We start from the raw sequence: 21,271 nt of genomic DNA on the forward strand, positions 1-21,271 counted from the left end.
CCTCCTTGGCCACCGCTCTCGTGAACGGGTCCGTGCGTGCCTGAGGGCGACACGGTCTGGCGCACGGCGACGCGGTTGCACCGGGCGGTGGCGGGTCAGGAGATCACGCTCTGGGACGTGCGGTTCCCGGGGATCGCCACGACCGACTTCCGTGGCGCGACGACCACCGAGGTGGTCAGCCGTGGCAAGCACGTCCTGCACCGGCTCGACAACGGCGTCACGATGCACTCGCACCTGCGCATGGAGGGACAGTGGCGCGTCGAGGCGCCCGCGGACAACGGACGCTGGCTGCGCAGGGCCGACCTGCGGGCGGCCGTCGGCACGCACGAGTGGACGGCACTGGGGCTGCGTCTCGGCGTGCTCGAGCTGCTGCCCACCAGTCGTGAGTCGGACGTCGTGGGCCACCTCGGGCCCGATGTCCTGGGGCCGGACTGGGACGCCGTCGTGGCGGTCTCGAACCTGCGCTCCTCCCCCACTACCATCGGGGCCGCCCTGCTCGACCAGCGCAACCTCGCCGGGGTCGGCACGCTGTGGGCCTCGGAGAGCCTGTTCATGGAGAAGGTGCATCCGTGGACCGCGGCCGCCGACCTGCAGGCCGACGTCGTCGAACGTCTCGTGGACCGGGCCCACCGGCTCCTTGACACCGCCCGCCACCACGCCCTGCAGTCGAGCACCGGGGTTCGGCGGCGGGGCGAGGAGAGCTTCGTCCACGCCCGGTCCGGACGGCCCTGCCGACGCTGCGGCACCGGCATCCGGGTCGCGATGATCGGACAGGCGCCGCAGGAGCGCACGATGTTCTACTGCCCGAGCTGTCAGGGCGGTCTCGGACCGACGGACGACGGGCGGCCGCAGCGCCCCATGGGTTCGTCGGGCGGTCGGGCCACGCCGTACCGCCGCGCCTGACCCTCCTGGCGGGCAGAGGCCCTCAGGGAGCATCGGGCGCGCCCCCGCGAGGCAGGATCGACTCGACGACCTCCGTCTTGGCGTCGGCGTAGTCCTGGACGTACCGCCACCGGCGGGTCGCCGGATCGCGCTTTGTCGCGGCATACCGCTCACGGTCGTCGGGGTGGCCGCGCAGCCAGTCCCGGAAGCGGCGCATCCGGGCGACCTCCGCGTCGGCTGCCCCGGGCGAGGAGATGTGCAGGTTCACGTCGAACGGGGCCCCGCTCTCACGACGCCGGGAGAGGACCCGGTGCTCCAGCCAGTCGGGCTCGCGGATGCGCAGCATGCAACCCAACGCCTTGAGGACCGGCACGTGGGCTCACTCGTCCGAATCGGGTCCGAGCAGCAGGATGTCGATGACGGGCTTGGCGGGCAGCGCCGGAACCGACGTGGAGCCGACGTGCTCGACGGACAGGCAGAGAGCACTCACCACGGCCTCGGGAGGCGGCCGCTCGTCGTCCCCGCGGACAGGTGCGTCAGGCGGCGGAGGCCGAGACCAGCGCGGTGGCCGGCAGCGGCAGCGACACCGGAGCGGTCAGCGCCTCGGTCTCGGCGACCCGCTCGGAGACCTGGCCGAGGACCTCGGACAGGGGCAGGTGCAGGGCGCCACAGATCGACGACAACAGCTCGGACGAGGCTTCCTTCTCACCGCGCTCGACCTCGCTGAGGTACCCCAGCGACACCGAGGCCGCGGCAGACACCTCGCGGAGCGTGCGGCCCTGGGACTGGCGCTGCTCACGGAGGACGTCACCGAGTTCGCGACGGAGCAGGATCATGACGCCTCCTTCAGCTGGTCGTCACCGGGACGGGTACGGGACCACGGTACCCCGCAGCCCTGACGCTGCGCGCGCAGGATTCGGGAATCACGAGGTTCGCACGGGTCAACGACGGGCACGGCCGGAATCTTCCGCCCCACCGACCCCACGCGTCCACCCCGACGCGCCGTCCACGTCCGCCGACCTGCCCATGATCTCGCTCACGAGGGCGAGGGCGGCGGCGACGGTCGCAGCCCTGATCGCCGCACGGTCGCCCGTCAGGGCGAGCTCGCGGACCTCGACGCGGTCGAGCTCCTGACCGGCCCGGGCGACCGCGACGAAGACCGTCCCCACCGGGCGGCCGTCCTGCGGATCGGGTCCGGCCACGCCGGTCGTCGCGACGCCGAGGTCGGCGCCACACACGCGGGCGGCACCCAGCGCCATCTCGCGGGCCACCCTGTCCTGGACGGCGCCACCCTCGGCGAGGACGGCCGGGTCGACACCCAGCACGGACGCCTTGACGTCGGTCGCGTAGCTCACCACCCCGCCGCGGACCACGGCGGAGGCTCCGGGCACGTCGGTGAGGGCCGCGGCGACCAGGCCGCCGGTGAGCGACTCGGCGGTGGCGACCGTCGTCCCGGCCGCGCGCAGCGCAGCGACGACGTCCGCGGCCGACACGGCCCCGGTCATCGGCGTCGGGCGGCCCGGGCGGCGCGCTTCATGGCGGCACGTTCGCTGGTCTGGCGCAGGCGGTGGGCCTTGTAGGCGATGTCGAGCCCGGTGACGACGGTGACGAGCACGGCCAGGCCCAGCACCAGCCAGGCCACGAGGTGCCAGACGTCGGAGCCGGGGAACGTGGACAGCGGCAGCGTGAACAGGGTCAGGCCCAGGCTCTGCAGGGCCGTCTTGACCTTGCCGCCGCGCCCGGCGGGCATGACCCCGTGGCGGATCACGACGAAGCGCATCGCGGTGACGCCCCACTCGCGGACCAGCACGACCAGGGTCATCCACCACGGGAGGTCACCGAGGGAGGCGAGGCCGATGAACGCCATGCTCATCAGCGCCTTGTCGGCGATGGGGTCGGCGATCTTGCCGAAGTTGGTGATGAGCCCCCGGCTGCGGGCGATGTCGCCGTCCACCCGATCGGTCGCCGTGGCGATGACGAACACGGCAGCCGCCCACCACCGCATCGTCGGGTTGTGGCCGCTGCCGGCGAGCAGCAGCCAGCCGTAGACGGGCACGAGCAGGATCCGCGAGACCGTCAGGGCGTTCGCGATGTTCCAGGCGCTCGGTGTCGGCGTCGAGACCGGCTCGGTCATCGGGTCCGGCAGCGGGGCCGACTCGCTCATGCCGGCTCTGCCACGAGGTCGATGCCCTCGGTTGCCACCACCACCGCGTGCACGATGTCGCCGACGGCCAGGCCGGGCCAGTCCTCCGGCGCGAGCAGGGTGACGCCGTCCACGTCCGGACCCTGGTGCACCGCGCGACCGACCACCATCGGCTCGTCGTCGTCACCGTCGCCGAGGTCTCCGCTCGGGACCGACTCGACGAGCACGTCGACCGTCTCACCGATCCGCTCCTCGGCGCGCTGGAGGTTGAGCTCCTCGATCAGGGCGGTGAACCGTGACACGCGCTCGGCGACGACGTGCTCGGGCAGCTTGTCGCCGTAGGTCTCCGCCTCGGTGCCGTCCTCGTCGGAGTAGCCGAACACACCGACGACGTCGAGCCGCGCTGCCACGAGGAACGCCTCGAGCTCGTCGAGGTCGGCCTCGGTCTCACCCGGGAACCCGACGATGACGTTGCTGCGGATGCCGGCCTTCGGCGCCCGCGCGCGGACCTCGTCGATCAGGCCGAGGAACGCCTCCCGCCCACCGAACCGGCGCATCGAGCGCAGGAGGGTGGCCGAGGCGTGCTGGAAGCTGATGTCGAAGTACGGGACCACGCCGGGGATCGACGCCATCGCGTCGAGCAGGTCGGGGCGGATCTCGGCGGGCTGGAGGTAGGAGACACGGACCCGCTCGATGCCGGGCACGGCGGTGAGCTCGGGGAGCAGCTTCTCGAGCAGGCCGATGTCGCCGAGGTCCTTGCCGTAGGACGTGGAGTTCTCGCTGACGAGGAAGAGCTCCTTGACGCCGCGCTCCCCCAGCCAGCGGGCCTCCGCCACGATGTCCATCGGTCGGCGCGAGACGAAGGCCCCACGGAACGACGGGATGGCGCAGAACGCACAGCGCCGGTCGCAACCGCTGGCGATCTTCAGCGGCGCCCACGGGCGGCCGTCGAGGCGGGCGCGGATGACGCGCGGGCCGGAGGCCGGCACCGGACCCTCGATGGTGACGTCGACCGGTTCGCTGGGGGCGACCTGCTCGGGCGACGTGCCGTCCTGGGACGGCACGGCAGCTGCGGCGGACACGGCAGGGCCGGAGGGCCCACCGTGACCGGGCAGCGCGACTCCGACCGAACCGGCCTGGCGCTGCACGGGCGACAGGGGCAGCAGGCGTCGGCGGTCACCGGGGGTGTGCGACTCGGGGGCGTTGCCGTCGAGGATCGCGCGCAGGTGGCTGGACATGTCGGCGTAGGAGTCGAAGCCGAGCACCGCGTCGGCCTCGGGCAGCTCGGCCGCCAGCTGCTTGCCGTACCGCTCGGCCAGGCACCCGACCGCGACGACCTTCTGGGTCTTCGAGTGGCCCTTGCGCGCAGAGGCCTCGAGGAGCACGTCGATGGAGTCCTTCTTGGCCTGCTCGACGAACCCGCAGGTGTTCACCACTGCGACGTCTGCGTCGTCCGCGTCGTCGACGAGGAGCCACCCCTCGGCAGCGAGCCGGCCGGCCAGCTCCTCCGAGTCGACCTCGTTGCGGGTGCACCCCAGGGTCACCAGGGCCACGCTGCGCTGCTCGGTCGAACTCATGGCGCCCACTCTACGGTGAGTAGCGTGGGCGCCATGACCGCCGTGACGACCACCGCCGACCGCGTCGCCGCCGTGCTGCGCCAGCACCCCGTCATCGACGGGCACAACGACCTCCTGTGGGAGGCCCGCGAGCAGGTGGGCTACGACTTCGACCGCCTCGACCTCGCTGCCGGTGGCACGCCGACCCACACCGACCTGCCCCGCCTGCGGGCCGGCGGGGTGGGCGGCCAGTTCTGGTCGGTGTTCGTGCCCGCCGAGCTCTCGGGAGACGACGCCGTGAGCGCCACGCTGGAGCAGATCGACGCGGGTCACCAGATGGTGGCCCGGTATGGCGCCGACCTCGCGTTCGCCCGGACCGCGGACGACATCACGGCCGCCTGGGGGTCCGGGCGGATCGCCTCGCTGCTCGGCGCCGAGGGCGGTCACTCGATCAACAGCTCGCTGGCGACGCTGCGGATGCTGCACGTCCTGGGGGTGCGCTACATGACGCTGACGCACAACAGCAACGTGCCCTGGGCCGACTCGGCCACGGACGCACCCGTCCTCGGCGGCCTGTCGGCGTTCGGGGTCGAGGTGGTGCGCGAGATGAACCGCATCGGCATGCTCGTCGACCTCTCCCACGTGTCCCCCGGCACGATGCGCGATGCCCTCCGGGTCGCCGAGGTGCCGGCGATCTTCAGCCACTCCTCCGCCAGGGCGGTGGCCGACAGCCCGCGCAACGCCCCCGACGACGTGCTGGAGTCGCTGCGCGACAACCGCGGGGTCTGCATGGTCACCTTCGTGCCCAAGTTCGTGAACCCCGACGCCGCGGCCTGGCAGGCCGAAGCCGTCGCCGCGGCGGCGGAGGCAGGCGTCACCCAGGGCGATGGTCCGGCCTTCGAGGCCTGGGGCAAGGACTACGTCCGACGGACGTCACCCGCGCCGGGGGCCACCCTCCAGGACGTCGTGCGCCACTGCGAGCACATCCGCGAGGTGGCAGGCGTCGACCACGTCGGGGTCGGTGGCGACTACGACGGCGTCGGTCAGCTGCCTGACGGCCTCGAGGACGTCAGCTGCTACCCCGCCCTCCTCGAGGCCCTCGCGGACCGCGGGTGGTCCGACGACGACCTCGGAAAGCTCACGAGCGGCAACATCGTCCGGGTGCTGGGCGAGGCGGAGGAAGTCGCTCGGCGGTTGCAGGCGGAGCGCGGCCCGAGCCTGGCCACCATCGCCGAGCTCGACGGGGTCCGCGCCTAGTTGCGCCAGCGGGTGATGGTCAGCCCGACGACCCGGGCGATGATCAGCGCGACGTACATGACGCCCGCGACCTGCTCGATGATGACGACCGAGCGGGCGTGGGGCAGGACCGCGGTGACGTCGGACAGCCCGACGCTCGTGAGGTTGGCGAACGACAGGTAGAGCAGCTCCAGGAAGGTCCGGTGGCCCTCGCCCTGGAAGGCGATGAAGGACCCCGGCCAGACGACCTGCACGGCCATGAACAGGTAGGCGAACATCCACGACACGACGGTGAAGTTGGCTCCGACGGCGAAGATCTCGTCGCGGGTGACCCACGAGTCGTCGAACAGGTAGCGGATCAGCCCGTACCCCGTGTAGCCGTAGAACGCCGCGTGGAGCAGGGAGGACCACAGGACCACCTGCTGGTTCCCCGGGGCGAACCCCTCGGCGATCGTCAGTGCGACGACGGGCACGCCGAGCACCACGGCCACCCAGGTGAGCGCCGGCGTGGCGCGCACGGCATACACGGCCACGGCCAGGACGAGGACGCCGAAGAGGCCGATGACGGTCCGGCCGAGCGGGGTGTCGCCGGCGAACGGGTAGGCGAGCACCTCGAGGAGCTGCGCCGCGAGCAGGACCCCGCTCGGGTGGCTCTTGACGGCGTTCAACCAGTCGCGCATGGCGACCACCCTAGGGTCCGCCCGTCAAGATCGCGTCAACGCCAGTCAAGGCGCCGTCAACGCGAGGAGGTGCCCCGGTCGGGCGACCTTGACTGACACCGTGATCGAGAACCTCGTCGCCGCCCTGCTCGGCCTCGCGCTGCTGGCCTACCTGGTCTACGCGCTCGTCCGCCCGGAGCGGTTCTGATGTCCGAGGCAGCAGCCGGGCTGCTGTCCCTCCTGACCCTGGTGGTCGCCCTCGTCGTGGTCTGCGTCCCGCTCGGGACGTGGATCGCGAAGGTGTTCACCGACACGCGGCACTGGCGGGTGGAGCGGGTGCTCTACCGCGTCGCCGGAGTGGACCCCGAACGCGAGCAGGGATGGCGCGCGTATGCCGTGAGCGTGGGTGCCGTGAGCGTGGTGGGCTTCGTCCTCCTGCTCGGCCTGATCCTCCTGCAGACCTCACTGCCCCTGCGCCAGGGATCGGACGGCATGGGGGTGACGACCGCCGTCAACACCGCGGTGTCCTTCGTGACCAACACGAACTGGCAGAGCTACGCCGGTGAGGCGGGTGTGACGCCCCTCGTGCAGACGCTCGGGCTCACCATCCAGAACTTCGTGTCCGCCGCCGTGGGCCTCGCGGTCTGCATCGCCCTGACCCGGGCGCTGCTGCGCGACGGGACGGGGCGCATCGGCAACTTCTGGGTCGACCTGGTGCGCGGCACGGTCCGCGTCCTCCTGCCCGGCGCCGTGCTCGCCGCCGTCGTCCTCCTCGTCGGCGGGGTCGTCCAGAACCTGGCCGCGCCGTCCACCGTGACCGGCCTCTCCGGCGCGGAGCAGGTCATCCGCGGAGGCCTGGTCGCGTCGCAGGAAGCCATCAAGGAGCTCGGGACCAACGGTGGCGGGTACTTCAACGCCAACTCCGCCCACCCGTTCGAGAACCCCAACCCCTTCACCAACCTCTTCGAGGTCTTCCTCCTGCTCGTCGTGCCGTTCGCCCTCCCCCGCGCGTTCGGGATCATGGTGGGCGACCGCCGACAGGGACGCGCCCTGCTCGGCTTCGCCTCAGTGCTGTTCGGCGCGGGCGTCGCGCTGACCACCTGGGCCGAGGTCGCTGCCGCCACCGCGTCGACGGGTTCGATGGAGGGCAAGGAGCAGCGGTTCGGCGTCTGGGCCTCGGCCCTGTTCGGCGCGGCGACGACGAGCACCTCCACCGGTGCGGTCAACTCGCTGCACGAGTCCTACAGCCCGCTCGGCGGAGGGGTGGTCCTCACCAACATGCTGCTCGGCGAGGTCTCGCCCGGCGGAGTCGGCTCGGGCCTCTACGGCATCGTCGTCATCGCGATCCTGTCCGTGTTCGTCGCAGGGCTCATGGTGGGTCGTACCCCCGAGTACCTGGGCAAGACCATCGGCCGGCGTGAGATCACGATGGCAGCGCTGTACTCGCTCGTGATGCCCGTCCTCGTCCTCGGGTTCACCGGCGCGGCCCTGTCCATGGACGGCCCCCGGAGCACCATGCTCGCGAGCGGGCCGCACGGGTTGACCGAGGTGCTCTACGCGTATGCGTCGGCCGCGAACAACAACGGCAGCGCCTTCGCCGGCCTCAGCGCCGACAACCCCTGGTTCAACCTGACGCTCGCCTTCTGCATGGCCGTTGGTCGGTTCGTCCCGATGATGCTGGTGCTCGGCCTGGCGGGTTCCCTTGCAGCGCAACGGCGTCGGCCCGAGACCGCCGGCACCATGCCGACCCACACACCTCTCTTCACCGGCCTGCTCGTCGGCATCGCCCTGGTCCTCGCCGGCCTGACCTTCTTCCCCGCCCTCGCCCTCGGACCCCTCGCGGAGGCCCTGTCATGAACCGCACCACCATCCTCGCGGCCCTTCCCCAGGCCGTGACCAAGCTCGACCCCCGCCACCTGGTTCGGACCCCGGTGATCTTCGTGGTGTGGATCGGCTCGGTCCTCACGACGGTCCTGGCGGTCCTGGACCCCTCGGTCTTCGGCTGGGGCGTCGCCTTCTGGCTCTGGGCCACCGTGCTGTTCGCGAACGCCGCGGAGGCTATCGCCGAGGGCCGTGGCCGGGCCCAGGCCGCTACCCTGCGGGCCACGCGGACGGAGACCCTGGCGGTCCGGCTCAGGGAGGATGGCGGCACCGAGACCGTTCCCGGCACGGCGCTGCGGATCGGCGACCGGGTGCGCGTCGTCGCCGGTGAGGTGATCCCGGGCGACGGGGACGTCGTCGAGGGCGTCGCCACGGTCGACGAGTCGGCGATCACGGGCGAGTCCGCCCCGGTGGTCCGTGAGTCCGGTGGCGACCGGTGCGCCGTCACCGGTGGCACGACGGTGCTCTCCGACGCCATCGTCGTGCGGATCACGTCCCGTCCCGGCGAGACCTTCATCGACCGGATGATCGCGCTCGTCGAGGGCGCCTCGCGGCAGAAGACCCCCAACGAGATCGCCCTCACGGTCCTGCTGACCACCTTGACGATCCTCTTCCTCGTCACCGTCATGGCGATCCAGCCGCTGGCGTCGTACTCGGGCGGGTTGCAACAGGTCATCGTCCTGGTCGCCCTGCTCGTCTGCCTCATCCCGACGACGATCGGCGCCCTGCTCTCCGCCATCGGCATCGCCGGCATGGACCGGCTCGTCCAGCGCAACGTCCTGGCCATGTCCGGCCGGGCCGTCGAGGCGGCGGGCGACGTGTCGACGCTGCTGCTCGACAAGACCGGCACGATCACGCTGGGCAACCGGCGCGCCAGCGAGCTCACCCCGGTCATCGGTGCGGCGGACGGCGAACTGGCACAGGCGGCATACCTGTCGTCGCTCGCGGACGGGACGCCCGAGGGGCGCTCCATCGTCGAGCTGGCCACCTCCCTGGAGCACTTCGGGGGTGTGACGTCGGCGGACGTGCTCGCCTCGCAGGGAGCGGAGTTCGTGGAGTTCACGGCGCAGACGCGCATGTCCGGCGTGGACCTCCCCGACGGGACGCGCATCCGCAAGGGCGCGGCGTCGGCAGTCACCGCGTGGGTCACCCAGGAGGGGGGCGAAGTTCCGGACGAGACCGGACGGCTCGCCGACGCCATCGCCGGGGACGGTGCCACGCCGCTGGTGGTGGCCCTGGCTGCCGCCGGCCGGGCGCCACGGGTCCTCGGCCTCGTCCGGCTCAAGGACGTCGTGAAGCCGGGCATGGCCGAACGCTTCGAGGTGTTGAGGCGCATGGGGATCCGCACCGTCATGATCACCGGCGACAACAAGCTCACTGCGGCGGCGATCGCCACGGAGGCGGGGGTCGACGACTTCCTCGCCGAGGCCACACCCGAGGACAAGATGGCCCTCATCGTCAAGGAGCAGGAGGGCGGTCGGCTCGTCGCGATGACGGGCGACGGCACCAACGACGCGCCTGCCCTCGCCCAGGCCGACGTCGGACTGGCCATGAACACGGGCACGTCGGCGGCCAAGGAGGCCGGCAACATGGTCGACCTCGACTCGGACCCGACCAAGCTCATCGAGGTCGTCGCCATCGGGAAGCAGCTGCTGATCACGCGCGGAGCGCTGACGACGTTCTCGATCGCCAACGACATCGCCAAGTACTTCGCGATCATCCCGGCCATGTTCGTCGTGCTGTTCCCCGGACTCGACGCCCTCAACATCATGCGTCTCGGGTCGCCGCAGTCGGCCATGCTCTCGGCCGTCATCTTCAACGCGCTGGTCATCGTCGCGCTCGTGCCGCTCGCCCTGCGCGGCGTGCACTACCGCCCCGGCGGCGCGGCCGACCTGCTGCGCCGCAACCTGCTCGTCTACGGCCTGGGCGGCGTCGTCGCACCGTTCGTCGGCATCAAGGTGATCGACCTCCTCGTGTCCCAACTCCCCGGATTGAGCTGACCAGCATGACCTCACTCACGCGCCAGTACGCCGCCGCGCTGCGGCTCCTGCTCGCCCTCACCGTCCTGCTCGGGGTGGTCTACCCCGCCGTCGTGTTCGGCGTCGGCCGACTCGGCCTGAGCGCCCGGGCGGACGGCTCCCTCGTCGAGCACGACGGGAAGGTCGTCGGCTCGTCCCTGCTGGGACAGTCCTTCACCGGCGACCGGTGGTTCCACGGTCGTCCGTCCACCAGCGACTACTCCGGCGACACCAGCGGCGGCTCCAACCTCGCCGCCTCGAGCGACGCCCAGGCCAAGGCGGTCGCCGAACGCCGAGCGACGGTGGCGCAGGCGGACGGTGGCGCGGGCACCTCGCGGGGCGCAGGCGGCATACCGGCCGACGCCCTGACCGCCTCGGCGAGCGGGCTCGACCCCCACATCTCGCCCGAGTACGCCGCGCTCCAGGTGCCGCGCGTCGCCAGGGCGACCGGGCTGGGCACGGACCTGGTTGCGTCACTGGTGGCGAAGCACACCCAGGGGCGCACCCTCGGGTACCTCGGCGAGCCACGGGTGAACGTCCTCGAGCTCAACCTCGCGCTGGCCCGCGCCGCCGGCTAGGAACGGCACGGCGATGGCCCCTCGACCCCCCGATGACGCGAGAATGTCGTCATGACCCCCGGCCGGCTGCGCATCTACCTCGGCGCGGCCCCCGGGGTGGGCAAGACCGTCGCGATGCTGTCCGAGGGGCACCGGCGGGCCGAACGCGGCACCGACGTCGTGGTGGGGCTGGTCGAGACGCACGGTCGCGCCCACACGGCCCAGGCCCTGGGCGGGCTCGAGGTGGTGCCGACCCGCGAGGTGGTGCACCGCGGCAGCACGCTGCGCGAGATGGACGTCGATGCCGTCCTCGAGCGCGGGCCCGAGGTCGTCCTCGTCGACGAGCTCGCGCACACCAACGCCCCCGGCAGCCGGCACGCCAAGCGCTGGGAGGACGTCCGCGACCTGCTCGCCGCAGGCATCGACGTCGTCTCCACCGTCAACGTCCAGCACCTCGAGTCGCTCAACGACGTCGTGGAGGCGATCACGGGGATCCGTCAGCAGGAGACCGTCCCGGACGAGGTGGTGCGGACGGCCGACCAGATCGAGCTCGTCGACATGTCGCCACACGCACTGCGCCGACGGATGGCCCACGGCAACATCTACGGCCCCGACCGGGTGGACGCCGCGCTGGCCAACTACTTCCGCGAGGGGAACCTCACCGCCCTGCGCGAGCTGTCGCTGCTCTGGCTGGCCGACCGCGTCGACGAGGGCCTCGAGCGCTACCGGCGCGACCAGGGGATCACGTCGTCGTGGCCGGCCCGCGAGCGCGTCGTCGTCGCCGTGACCGGAGGGCCCGAGTCGGCGGCACTGGTCCGGCGCGGCGCCCAGATCGCCGCGCGGGGCGCCGGCGGCGAGCTCGTGGTCGCCCACGTCACCCCTGCCGACGGCCTCATCGACGCCCGGCTGGAGAGCATCGGCGAGATCCGGACGCTGGTCGCCGAGCTCGGCGGCACCTTCCACACCGTGGCCGGCGACGACGCGGCGGCCGCGATCCTCGACTTCGCGCGAGGGGTCAACGCACGCCAGGTGGTCCTCGGCGCCTCCCGACGGACCTGGTGGCAGGCGCTGCGCGGCCGCGGGGTCGGCAGCCACGTGGTCGAGGGCGCGGGGGGCGACATCGACACGGTCATCGTCACCCACGAGCAGGCCCACCGCGGGCAGTCCCGGCGCGGCCGTGGGGCGCTCGCGGGGCGCAGGCGGCTGGCGGGCTGGCTGCTCGCGACCCTCGGCACGGTGGTGCTGACGGCCCTGCTCATCGCGACCCGGGAGTCGCACGACCTGCCGCTGGAGGTGCTGCTGTTCCTCGCCCTGACCGTCGGCTGCGCCCTGGCGGGAGGGCTCGGGCCGGCCGTCGTGTCCGCCCTGCTGGGGTCGCTCAGCCTCAACTGGTTCTTCACCGACCCGGTGGGGACGTTGACCATCACCAACCCCCAGAACGCTGCTGCCGTCGTCGTCTTCCTCGTCGTCGCCGTCTCGGTGGCCTCCGCGGTCCACCTCAGCGACCGCCGGGCCGCCGCCGCGCGCCTCGCCCAGCGCGAGTCGCTCGCGCTGGAGCGTTCGGCGCAGACGCTGCTGGGCGAGCAGGACCCGCTCACCGCGCTGCTCGAGCAGGTCGCCGACCTGTTCCACCTGACGACGGCCGGACTCGTGCGACGACCCTCGGTGCGGGCGCCGTGGCAGGTGGTCGCGGCGCTGCCGGGGTTCGACGTGGACCAGCTGGACCGGGCCGCGGTGCTGGCACCGGTCGACGACACGACGACCCTGGCCCTGTTCGGGCCGGTCCTGGCCGCCGACGAGCGCCGCCTCGTCTCCGCGTTCGCCGCGCACGCCGAGGCCGTCCTGCGGCGGGCGGACCTCGCCGAGCAGGCCCGCCGGGCCGGGGCCCTGGCCCGCGACAACCGGGCCCGCACCGCCCTGCTCAGCGCCGTGTCGCACGACCTGCGGACCCCGTTGGCCGGCATCAAGGCAGCGGTCTCGACGTTGCGCCAGCCCGGTGCGGCGTTCGACGCCCAGGACGAGGCCGACCTGCTCGAGACGATCGAGGAGTCCTCCGACCGGCTCACCACCCTGGTCGCCAACCTCCTCGACATCTCCCGGCTGCAGAGCGGCGTGGTCGCCGCGCAGGTCAGCGAGGGCGCCGTGGTGGAGACCATCCGGCGCACCGTGTCGACGGTGTCGGCACCGGACCGCGTCCGGGTCCTGGCCGCCGACGACCTCCCGCTGGCCCTCTACGACGAGGTCCTCCTCGACCGCGTCGTGGCCAACGTCGTGGAGAACGCCCTGCACCACTCGGGCGGCCGCCAGGAGGTCGTCGTCAAGGCCTACGCCACCGGTCACCACCTCCAGGTGAGGGTCGTCGACCGGGGTTCCGGCGTCCCGGACTCCTCGAAGGCGGCGATCTTCGCCCCGTTCCAGCGCCTCGACGACGCACCGCGCGGGTCCGGCGTCGGACTCGGGCTGGCGGTCGCCCGTGGCCTCATGGAGACCATGGACGGCACCATCGCCGCGGAGGACACCCCCGGTGGCGGCCTGACGATCGTCCTCGAGCTCCCCCGCGCCGATGGCAGGATGCCCGCATGAGCGTGGTCCTGGTCGTCGACGACGAACCCCACCTGCGCCGCACCCTGGCGATCAGCCTGCGGGCGCGTGGGTACGAGGTCGAGACCGTCGGCGACGGCCGTTCCGCCCTCCAGTCGATCGCCGAACGCTCCCCCGACGTCGTCGTCCTCGACCTCGGCCTGCCCGACCTCGACGGCATCGACGTCCTGCGCCGGCTGCGGGCCACCTCGAGCGTTCCCGTCATCGTGCTCTCCGCCCGCACCGACTCCGCCGACAAGGTCGAGGCGCTCGACGTCGGCGCCGACGACTACGTCACCAAGCCGTTCGGCATGGAGGAGTTCCAGGCGCGGGTCCGCGCCGCCCTGCGGAGGGCCGGCGAGAGCGAGAACCACCCGCCCGCCCTGCGCACCGAGCACTTCGCCCTCGACTTCGCCGAGCGCACGGCCACGATCGGCGGCGACGTCGTGCGCCTCACGCCGACCGAGTGGCGCCTGCTCGCGGTCCTCGCCCGCCGTCCGGGACACCTCGTCTCGCAGAAGGACCTGCTGCACGAGGTGTGGGGTCCCGGGTACGGCCGCGAGTCCAACTACCTGCGCGTCTACGCCAACCAGCTGCGGCGCAAGCTCGAACCCGACCCCACCCACCCGCGCTACCTCGTCACCGACCCCGGTCAGGGCTACCGCCTCGAGGTATGACGCGGGGTCGCCGCGCGCGGCCATGTCCGGGCCCGCGGGTGCCGGACCGCCGGGGACCCGGGCCCGAACCGGGCGGCGGCCTCGACCCGGCGCTGGCATGCTGGCGGCCATGTCCGGGCACCGGGTGGTGGTCCTGCTCGAGGGCCAGAGCGACGTCGCTGCCGTGCGCGCGCTGCTGGGCGTGCGTCCGGTCACCGTGCAGCCGGACCGGCTCGACCTCGTCGACATGGGTGGCGTCACCAACATCCGACGCCACCTCGCCGACCTCGTTGCGCAGAGTGCGCGCGCCAACGGTGACGCCCCTGCCCGGCTGCGCGTCCTCGGGCTCTGCGACGTCGGGGAGGCCGGCTACTTCGCCCGTGCACTGGCGTCGATCGGTCACCCGGTGGGCTCGGCCGACGACATGGCCGCCCTCGGCTTCCACGTCTGCGACCAGGACCTCGAGGACGAGCTGATCCGGGCGCTGGGGGTCGAGCGGGTCATCGAGGTGCTCGACCGGCTCCGGCTCTTGGACCGCTTCGTGACGTTCCGGCGCCAGCCCACGTGGGAGGGTCGGCCGGTCACCGACCAGCTGCGCCGGTTCTCCGGGACGACGTCGGGGCGCAAGGCGCTCGTCGCGCAGGCCCTGGCCGCGGCGACGACGGCGGAACAGGTCCCGCCTCCGCTCGCTGCGCTGGTGGCCCACATCGCGGCGGCTGCCGCGGACGACGAGCCGGGCCCGGCGGTCCGGCCCTTCTCCACCGAACCCTGAGCGCTCGACCCGATGAGGACGGGGTCGAGCGCTCGAGGTGGGGCGCGCTGTGCGCGGTGCCGCCGGTCAGGCGGTGGCGTCCACCGGAGCCAGCCGCCCGCGCAGGGTCAGGGTCGCGACGACCAGCGCCAGGGAGGCCGTCAGGGCCATCACCAGGGTCATCGGCACGGCCGAGCCCGAACCCATCGCGCCGATCAGGGGAGCCGCGGCTCCACCGATGACGAACTGCGAGGCACCGAGCAGCGCAGCCGCCGTGCCCGCCGCCTCGCCGTGGCGGGTGAGCGCCAGCGCCGGGGTGTTCGGCAGGGTCAGGCCGCAGGCGAACAGGATGAACCAGAGCGGCACGAGGATCAGGGTCAGGCCCCCGAAGCCGGTGGCGGCCGACGCGAGCGTCAGCAGGGCGGCCACTGCACCGATGGTGACCCCGGCACGCACCAGCACGCGGGGCTCGAACCGCTTGAGCAGGAACGGGTTGAGCTGCGAACCGGTCAGGAAGCCCAGCGAGTTCATCCCGAAGACCAGGCCGAACTGCGCGACGCTCAGGCCGTAGATGTCCTGCAGCACGAACGACGAGCCACCGATGTAGGAGAACAGCGTCGCGAACATCAGGCCGCTGATCAGGACGAGCCCGACGAAGGTGCGGTCCTTGAGCAGCGACCCGTAGGTCGCCACGACGGGCTTGAACGCGAGCTTGCGGCGACGCGCCGGTGGCAGCGTCTCGCGCAGGGCGAACGACGCGAGCGTCACCATCATCGTCCCGGCGATCGCGAGCAGGACGAAAACCCCGCGCCACGAGGTGAGCTGGAGGATGAAGCCACCGAGGGTCGGTGCGAGCACCGGCGCGAGGCCCATGACCAGCATCAGGCGCGAGAGCATCGTCGCGGCGGCGGAGCCGGCGAACTGGTCGCGCACCATGGCCATGGAGACCACGGCCACCGCGGCGTTGCCGAGGCCCTGGAGGACACGACCCACGGTCAGTAGCTCGATGCTCGGCGCGAACGCACAGAAGATCGACGCAGCGATGTGCAGCGCGAGCCCGGCGATGAGGGGGCGGCGGCGGCCCACCGCGTCGGCGAGGGGGCCGACGAGGAGCTGGCCGAGCCCCATACCGAGCAGGATGCCGGTGAGGGTGAACTGGACGGCCGACTCGGACGCGGCGAGGTCACGCGTGATCGAGGGCAGGGCCGGCAGGTAGGTGTCGATGGTCAGCGGCCCGATGGCGATGAGGGCGCCGAGGACGAGGACGAACCGCACGTAGGCGCGACCCGTCGGGGCGGGAGGCATGGCCTCGTCGGAGGAGCGGGAGGAGTCGACGGAGGTCTGGGGAAGCGTCTGGGTACGGTCGTCGGTCACGGTCTGGGGCGCGGCGGTCACGGGGAGGGCAACACCGGCCCACCCCGGATCCATTCCGACGGACCTCAGTCGCGCCCGGTGAGCTCCCAGGCGTCGCCGGACTCCTCGACCTCCTCGCGGCCCGCGAACTGCGCGGCCACCGGGTCGTTGTCGTAGCGGTCGTCGGGGGCGTAGCCGGGCCGGTACGACGGCGCCGGTGCGCCGACCGGCACCTCGTCGGTGTGCTCCACTCCCCCAGCCTCGTCGGCCAGGGCCTGGCCGTCGAACACCGGCTCGGCGTCCGGGACCTCGTCGCCGCGCATGAGGGCGAGCGTCGTGGGCAGGTCGTCCGGCTTGACCAGCACGTCGCGGGCCTTGGAACCCTCGGACGGACCGACGACGCCGCGTGACTCGAGCAGGTCCATGAGGCGACCGGCCTTGGCGAACCCGACGCGCAGCTTGCGCTGGAGCATCGACGTCGAGCCGAACTGCGTCGTGACGACGAGCTCGGTCGCCTGCAGCAGCAGGTCGAGGTCGTCACCGATGTCGTCGTCGACGTGCTTCTTGGCGGCGACGACGGTGACGTCGTCGCGGTAGTTCGGCTTGAGCTGGTCGGTGACCGCCTTGACGACGTTCTGGATCTCGGACTCGGTGACCCAGGCGCCCTGGACGCGCATCGTCTTGCTCGAGCCCATCGGCAGGAACAGCGCGTCGCCCTGGCCGATGAGCTTCTCGGCGCCGGGCTGGTCGAGGACGACCCGGCTGTCGGCGAGCGACGACGTCGCGAACGCCATCCGCGACGGGACGTTGGCCTTGATCAGGCCGGTCACGACGTCGACCGACGGACGCTGCGTCGCCAGCACGAGGTGGATGCCGGCGGCCCGGGCGAGCTGGGTGATGCGGACGATCGACTCCTCCACGTCACGCGGGGCGACCATCATCAGGTCGGCGAGCTCGTCGACGATGACGAGCAGGTACGGGTACGGGTGGATGACCCGCTGGCTGCCCGGCAGCGGCTTGACCTTGCCGGCCTTGACCGCCTTGTTGAAGTCGTCGACGTGCTTGAAGCCGAACTGGGCGAGGTCGTCGTAGCGCGTGTCCATCTCCCGCACGACCCACTGGAGGGCCTCGGCGGCCTTCTTGGGGTTCGTGATGATCGGGGTGATGAGGTGCGGGATCCCCTCGTATGCCGTGAGCTCCACCCGCTTGGGGTCCACCAGCACCATCCGGACCTCGTCGGGCGTCGAGCGCATGAGGATCGAGGTGATCATGGAGTTGACGAAGCTCGACTTGCCGGCGCCGGTGGCCCCCGCGACGAGCAGGTGGGGCATCTTGGCGAGGTTGGCGATGACGTAGCCGCCCTCGACGTCCTTGCCGACCCCCATGACCATCGGGTGGTCGTTGCCGCGGGCGGCCTGGCTGCGCAGGACGTCGCCGAGGCTGACCTTCTCGCGGTCGGTGTTGGGGATCTCGATGCCGATGGCGGACTTGCCGGGGATCGGGGAGAGGATCCGGACGTCGGCCGAGGCGACGGCGTACGCGATGTTCTTCGAGAGGGCGGTGACCCGCTCGACCTTGATGCCGGGACCGAGCTCGACCTCGTACCGCGTGACCGTCGGGCCGCGGCTGAAGCCGGTCACCTGTGCGTCGATGTCGAACTGGTCGAGCACCTGGGTGAGGGACTCGACGACGCGGTCGTTCGCGGCGCTGCGGGCCTTGTGCGGCGAGCCGGGCTCGAGCAGGGCGTTGTCGGGCAGCGTGTAGGTGATGTCGCCGGCGAGGGCGAGCTGCTCCACCCGCTGCGGCAGGGGGGTCGTCGGCGGCGCCTCGAGGGCGACCTTCTCGGCGACCTGGCGGGCGGGAACCACTGGTGGGGCGCCCGAGGCGCCGGCGCTGGTGGAACTGTTGGCCCCGGTGGCACCGGGGGCGAGGACGCCCGGGGCGGTCGGGCGCTTCTGCCCGGGACGCAGGCCGTCCTTGCCCTCGGGCACGACGACCGCAGCCTTCTCGAACGCCTCGTCACCGTCGAACGGCCCCTCGGGCTCGATCACCCTGCGGCGGCGCCGGGGCTTCTCGGCCTCCTCGGCGGCCGGCTCGTCGACGTCGACCCCGCGGTGCAGGAGGTGGTCGCGCAGCTCGGCGAGGCGCTCGGGGATCATGTGGACCGGGGTCGCGGTCATCACGAGGAGACCGAAGAAGCCGAGCATGAGCAGGATCGGCACGGTGCCGTAGACCGAGACCGCCGCCTTGAGCGGGCTGGAGGCGAGGAAGCCGATAATGCCGCCGCCGTCGCGCATGCCCTCGGCACCCGCCGGCGGGGTGGGGATGCCGGCCGCCACGTGGGCCAGGCCCGACGCCGCGAACGCGAGCGCGCCGAGGCCGACCCCGATGCGCGAGTTGGCGCCGTCGTCCTGGGGGGCGCGCAGCAGCCGGACGCCGAGGTAGAGCAGCGCGAGCGGCACGGCGTACGCGACCCGGCCGAAGGTGCCGGCCACGACGGCGTGGATGACGTCGCCGACCGGGCCCTCGAGGGCCCACCACTCGCGGGCGGCCACGACGATGGCCAGGCCGAGGAGGAGGAAGCCGACGCCGTCGCGACGGTGTTCGGGCTCGAGGTCGCGGGCCCCGTTGCCGACGCGGCGGACCGCGCCACCGGCTACGTGCGCCATACCCATCCACGTGCCGCGGACCGCACGCAACGGCAGGGGCAGGCCGCCACCGCTGGCCTTGCCGCGGGAACCCCGGGCGGGGCTCTTGCGGGGCGTGGTGGTGCGACGGTTGGCGGGGCGGGTGGCGGTGCCCTTGCGCGCCTGCCCAGCCGAGGAGGTGCGCGTCGGGGTGGACGGACGTGTGGCCATGGTCCGCAGGCTACGCGAAGGTCACACCGGACACACGCGTCACACGCGTTCCACGTGGGCGGATCTGACGCCGACCCGGAGCCGACCCGGAGCCGACACGGAGCCGTCACCCGCGCCGTTCGGGGCGGACCCGCTCCCCCGAACAGGTGGAGGGGTCCCCCCGGTTCGGGCAGCACGGGCCGGTCCACCCGACGCGACGGGTGCGGCCCTGCCACGCTGAGCCTGCGTCTGGCGGGGCCCGCACCGGCGACCACCCCTCGGGGAGGTCGCCGGTGCAGGCGTACCAGGACATCGGGGGCAGGGGGTGCGCCGGTCCCGCCAGATCACCTGCACCACCGTTTCCGGCGCGACCTCCCCCGAGGTCTCAGATGGCGAGAAGGTCCGTCCGGCTGGTGGAGGGACGACCCGACCGCCGCTACCTTCGTCGTCAAGGTCATGAGTGTCAGCGCACAGCCCCGGCTTGCTGACCAGCAACCCTCCACCGCGGTGGGGTGCTCCGGGTGACGACCGGGTCGACTGCACCCGCAGCCGGCAAGCGCGGACCCGAGCACAGCCCGGGTCCCACCGGACCCAGGAGCTGACCTCCATGTCGATCGCGAGCACCCCACCGACCACTCCCGAGAGCACGCCGGACCACGCGTTCCGCCGCACCGCTCCCCTCGCCCACGCCCGTGAGCACCTCCGGGCCGTTCCGCCTCTGGTCGCGCCGGCCTCGCTGCCGCTGGGCGGTGCGGTCGAGCCCCTGCCGGCCGAGCTGCCCGTCCACCGGTCCGCCGACCTGCCCGCCGTGGTCTCGGCCGGGCTGGTGGTGCCCACGCTGAACGGCCCGGTCGACTACGCGAACTTCGACCACGCCGCCTCGACGCCGTCGCTCGTCAGCGTCAAGGCCGCCGTCGACAGCGCCCTGCGCACCTACTCCTCCGTGCACCGCGGCAACGGGTACGCCTCCAAGGTGACCAGCGCCTGGTACGAGCAGGCCCGTGAGGAGGTCGCGACCTTCGTCGGGGCCCGGCCCGGCGACGAGGTGGTCTTCACCCGCAACAGCACCGACTCGTTCAACCTGCTGGCCCGCGCCCTGCCGCGCGACACCCAGGTCTTCGTCTTCGAGACCGAGCACCACGCCGCCCTGCTCCCGTGGAAGGCGCGCCAGACCACCCGCCTGCCCGTCCCCGGAAGCGCCGCCGACGCCGCGGTCCTGCTGCGCACGGCGCTGAAGAACCGCCACGGCCGCCACCGCCTCGTCGTCCTCACCGGCGCCTCCAACGTCACCGGCGAGGTCTGGCCGGTCCGCGAGCTCGCCGCGATCGCCCGCAAGGCCGGTGCCCGCGTCGTCCTCGACGCGGCGCAGTACGCCCCGCACCGCCGCGTGGACCTCGCCGAGCTCGGCGTCGACTACGTCGTCCTGTCCGGTCACAAGCTCTACGCGCCGTTCGGCGCCGGTGTCCTCGCGGGCCGCTCCGACTGGCTCGACGCGGCGACGCCCTACCTCGCCGGGGGCGGAGCGACCAGGGCCGTCACCGAGGACGGCGTCGCCTGGCACACCGGCTCGGCCCGCCACGAGGCCGGGAGCCCCAACGTCATCGGCGCGGTCGCCCTCGCCGCGGCCTGCCACGCCCTCCGCACCGGCGCCGCTGCGGTCGAGGCGCACGAGGACGCCCTCGGCACCGCCCTCCTCGAGGGCCTGCGCGCCATCGACGGCGTCGAGACCTACTCGCTCTTCGGCGACGACCACGAGCGCGTCGCGGTCGCCACCTTCACGATCGACGGGCTCGACAGCTCGCTGGTGTCGGCGGCGCTGTCCGCCGAGCACGGGATCGGGGTCCGCGACGGGAAGTTCTGCGCGCACCTGTGCGTCGACACCCTCCTCGACGACCCGTATGGCGCAGGGTCCGGCACCGCGATCCGGGCCAGCGTCGGTCTGGGCACCACGGCCGAGCACGTCGAGCGCCTGCTCGCCGCGGTGGCCGACCTGGCTGCGAACGGACCACGGGCGGCCTACGAGGTCACGCCGCAGGGCTGGCTCCCGGTGGAGGACACCCGCGACCTGTCCCCCGCCCGCCCCTGGTAGCAGCTCGCCCCTGGTAGCAGCTCGCCCCTGGTGGGAAACGCGTCCCTGCGGGGACGCGCCCCTGGCGGGGACG

17 protein-coding genes, 1 pseudogene and 1 riboswitch are annotated in these 21,271 nt (G+C 72.7%); of the genes and pseudogenes, 10 read left to right on the plus strand and 8 right to left on the minus strand.

Annotated elements, in window-relative coordinates; translation table 11 throughout:
- The first annotated feature begins 36 nt into the window (after window positions 1-36).
- A complete protein-coding gene (locus ASD62_RS18560) occupies window positions 37-903 on the plus strand; it encodes an Fpg/Nei family DNA glycosylase (RefSeq protein WP_056917696.1) in 867 nt (288 codons plus the stop codon).
- A gap of 22 nt (window positions 904-925) precedes the next feature.
- On the opposite strand, the pseudogene ASD62_RS18565 reads toward ASD62_RS18560, so the two are convergent.
- The 5 genes and pseudogenes from ASD62_RS18565 to rimO all read right to left on the minus strand — a co-directional run bounded on the left by ASD62_RS18565 (window position 926) and on the right by rimO (window position 4,602).
- Window positions 926-1,375: pseudogene (locus ASD62_RS18565) on the minus strand (GrpB family protein).
- A gap of 43 nt (window positions 1,376-1,418) precedes the next feature.
- Window positions 1,419-1,718 (minus strand): helix-turn-helix domain-containing protein, encoded by a 300-nt coding sequence (locus ASD62_RS18570; protein WP_056917698.1) that lies wholly within the window; start codon window positions 1,716-1,718, stop codon window positions 1,419-1,421.
- A gap of 105 nt (window positions 1,719-1,823) precedes the next feature.
- The gene (locus tag ASD62_RS18575) at window positions 1,824-2,375 is read right to left on the minus strand and encodes a CinA family protein (protein ID WP_369796246.1); all 552 of its coding nucleotides are present in this window, start codon (window positions 2,373-2,375) and stop codon (window positions 1,824-1,826) included.
- Window positions 2,376-2,383: 8 nt separating this feature from the next.
- Window positions 2,384-3,046, minus strand: coding sequence for a CDP-diacylglycerol--glycerol-3-phosphate 3-phosphatidyltransferase (gene pgsA, locus ASD62_RS18580; protein WP_235529272.1), 663 nt, complete (start codon window positions 3,044-3,046; stop codon window positions 2,384-2,386).
- Window positions 3,043-4,602, minus strand: coding sequence for a 30S ribosomal protein S12 methylthiotransferase RimO (rimO, locus tag ASD62_RS18585; RefSeq protein WP_056917887.1), 1,560 nt, complete (start codon window positions 4,600-4,602; stop codon window positions 3,043-3,045). The genes pgsA and rimO overlap by 4 nt, the downstream gene beginning before the upstream one ends.
- A gap of 33 nt (window positions 4,603-4,635) precedes the next feature.
- On the opposite strand from rimO, the gene ASD62_RS18590 reads away from it, so the two are divergent.
- Window positions 4,636-5,838 (plus strand): dipeptidase, encoded by a 1,203-nt coding sequence (locus tag ASD62_RS18590; protein ID WP_056917699.1) that lies wholly within the window; start codon window positions 4,636-4,638, stop codon window positions 5,836-5,838.
- Here ASD62_RS18590 and ASD62_RS18595 read toward each other — a convergent pair.
- The gene (locus ASD62_RS18595; protein ID WP_056917888.1) at window positions 5,835-6,497 is read right to left on the minus strand and encodes an ion channel; all 663 of its coding nucleotides are present in this window, start codon (window positions 6,495-6,497) and stop codon (window positions 5,835-5,837) included. The two genes, ASD62_RS18590 and ASD62_RS18595, sit on opposite strands and share 4 nt — an antisense overlap.
- A gap of 88 nt (window positions 6,498-6,585) precedes the next feature.
- Here ASD62_RS18595 and kdpF point away from each other — a divergent pair, with 88 nt between their 5' ends.
- The 7 genes from kdpF (at window position 6,586) to ASD62_RS18630 (ending at window position 14,940) form a co-directional block, all read left to right on the plus strand.
- Window positions 6,586-6,684: a K(+)-transporting ATPase subunit F gene (kdpF, locus tag ASD62_RS20870; protein ID WP_235529273.1), complete on the plus strand. Its 99-nt coding sequence runs from the start codon at window positions 6,586-6,588 to the stop codon at window positions 6,682-6,684.
- Window positions 6,684-8,333 carry a potassium-transporting ATPase subunit KdpA gene (gene kdpA, locus ASD62_RS18605; protein ID WP_056917701.1) on the plus strand — a complete coding sequence of 550 codons (1,650 nt, stop codon included), beginning with the start codon at window positions 6,684-6,686 and terminating at the stop codon, window positions 8,331-8,333. The genes kdpF and kdpA overlap by 1 nt, the downstream gene beginning before the upstream one ends.
- A complete protein-coding gene (gene kdpB, locus ASD62_RS18610) occupies window positions 8,330-10,357 on the plus strand; it encodes a potassium-transporting ATPase subunit KdpB (protein ID WP_056917702.1) in 2,028 nt (675 codons plus the stop codon). The genes kdpA and kdpB overlap by 4 nt, the downstream gene beginning before the upstream one ends.
- 5 nt (window positions 10,358-10,362) lie before the next feature.
- Window positions 10,363-10,953, plus strand: coding sequence for a potassium-transporting ATPase subunit KdpC (kdpC, locus tag ASD62_RS18615; RefSeq protein ID WP_157581638.1), 591 nt, complete (start codon window positions 10,363-10,365; stop codon window positions 10,951-10,953).
- Window positions 10,954-11,004: 51 nt separating this feature from the next.
- Window positions 11,005-13,515 carry an ATP-binding protein gene (locus tag ASD62_RS18620; RefSeq protein ID WP_056917703.1) on the plus strand — a complete coding sequence of 837 codons (2,511 nt, stop codon included), beginning with the start codon at window positions 11,005-11,007 and terminating at the stop codon, window positions 13,513-13,515.
- On the plus strand, window positions 13,512-14,189 hold the full coding sequence (locus ASD62_RS18625; RefSeq protein WP_056917704.1) for a response regulator: 678 nt from the start codon (window positions 13,512-13,514) through the stop codon (window positions 14,187-14,189). The genes ASD62_RS18620 and ASD62_RS18625 overlap by 4 nt, the downstream gene beginning before the upstream one ends.
- A gap of 109 nt (window positions 14,190-14,298) precedes the next feature.
- On the plus strand, window positions 14,299-14,940 hold the full coding sequence (locus ASD62_RS18630) for a hypothetical protein (protein WP_157581639.1): 642 nt from the start codon (window positions 14,299-14,301) through the stop codon (window positions 14,938-14,940).
- A gap of 66 nt (window positions 14,941-15,006) precedes the next feature.
- On the opposite strand, the gene ASD62_RS18635 is transcribed toward ASD62_RS18630, so the two are convergent.
- Both ASD62_RS18635 and ASD62_RS18640 read right to left on the minus strand, forming a co-directional pair.
- Window positions 15,007-16,347, minus strand: a complete 1,341-nt coding sequence (locus ASD62_RS18635) for a multidrug effflux MFS transporter (RefSeq protein WP_235530794.1) — start codon at window positions 16,345-16,347, stop codon at window positions 15,007-15,009.
- 11 nt (window positions 16,348-16,358) lie between these two features.
- Window positions 16,359-19,130, minus strand: coding sequence for a DNA translocase FtsK (locus tag ASD62_RS18640; RefSeq protein WP_082581061.1), 2,772 nt, complete (start codon window positions 19,128-19,130; stop codon window positions 16,359-16,361).
- Between the two features lie 431 nt (window positions 19,131-19,561).
- Window positions 19,562-19,674, plus strand: a riboswitch (SAM riboswitch).
- 42 nt (window positions 19,675-19,716) lie between these two features.
- Here ASD62_RS18640 and ASD62_RS18645 point away from each other — a divergent pair.
- Entirely contained in the window at window positions 19,717-21,198 is a 1,482-nt protein-coding gene (locus ASD62_RS18645) for an aminotransferase class V-fold PLP-dependent enzyme (protein WP_082581062.1), read from the plus strand.
- Window positions 21,199-21,271 lie beyond the last annotated feature (73 nt).

The sequence above is a fragment of the Phycicoccus sp. Root563 genome, assembly GCF_001427915.1.
Lineage (GTDB): Bacteria > Actinomycetota > Actinomycetes > Actinomycetales > Dermatophilaceae > Pedococcus.

Coding starts and splice junctions, on each gene's coding strand:
- ASD62_RS18630 (WP_157581639.1), top strand. CDS start 14,299: ATGTCCGGGCACCGGGTGGTGGTCCTGCTCGAGGGCCAGAGCGACGTC.
- ASD62_RS18625 (WP_056917704.1), top strand. CDS start 13,512: ATGAGCGTGGTCCTGGTCGTCGACGACGAACCCCACCTGCGCCGCACC.
- ASD62_RS18595 (WP_056917888.1), bottom strand. CDS start 6,497: ATGCGCGACTGGTTGAACGCCGTCAAGAGCCACCCGAGCGGGGTCCTG.
- ASD62_RS18645 (WP_082581062.1), top strand. CDS start 19,717: ATGTCGATCGCGAGCACCCCACCGACCACTCCCGAGAGCACGCCGGAC.
- rimO (WP_056917887.1), bottom strand. CDS start 4,602: ATGAGTTCGACCGAGCAGCGCAGCGTGGCCCTGGTGACCCTGGGGTGC.
- kdpB (WP_056917702.1), top strand. CDS start 8,330: ATGAACCGCACCACCATCCTCGCGGCCCTTCCCCAGGCCGTGACCAAG.
- kdpA (WP_056917701.1), top strand. CDS start 6,684: ATGTCCGAGGCAGCAGCCGGGCTGCTGTCCCTCCTGACCCTGGTGGTC.
- ASD62_RS18590 (WP_056917699.1), top strand. CDS start 4,636: ATGACCGCCGTGACGACCACCGCCGACCGCGTCGCCGCCGTGCTGCGC.
- kdpC (WP_157581638.1), top strand. CDS start 10,363: ATGACCTCACTCACGCGCCAGTACGCCGCCGCGCTGCGGCTCCTGCTC.
- ASD62_RS18635 (WP_235530794.1), bottom strand. CDS start 16,347: ATGGATCCGGGGTGGGCCGGTGTTGCCCTCCCCGTGACCGCCGCGCCC.
- pgsA (WP_235529272.1), bottom strand. CDS start 3,046: ATGAGCGAGTCGGCCCCGCTGCCGGACCCGATGACCGAGCCGGTCTCG.
- ASD62_RS18570 (WP_056917698.1), bottom strand. CDS start 1,718: ATGATCCTGCTCCGTCGCGAACTCGGTGACGTCCTCCGTGAGCAGCGC.
- ASD62_RS18620 (WP_056917703.1), top strand. CDS start 11,005: ATGACCCCCGGCCGGCTGCGCATCTACCTCGGCGCGGCCCCCGGGGTG.
- ASD62_RS18640 (WP_082581061.1), bottom strand. CDS start 19,130: ATGGCCACACGTCCGTCCACCCCGACGCGCACCTCCTCGGCTGGGCAG.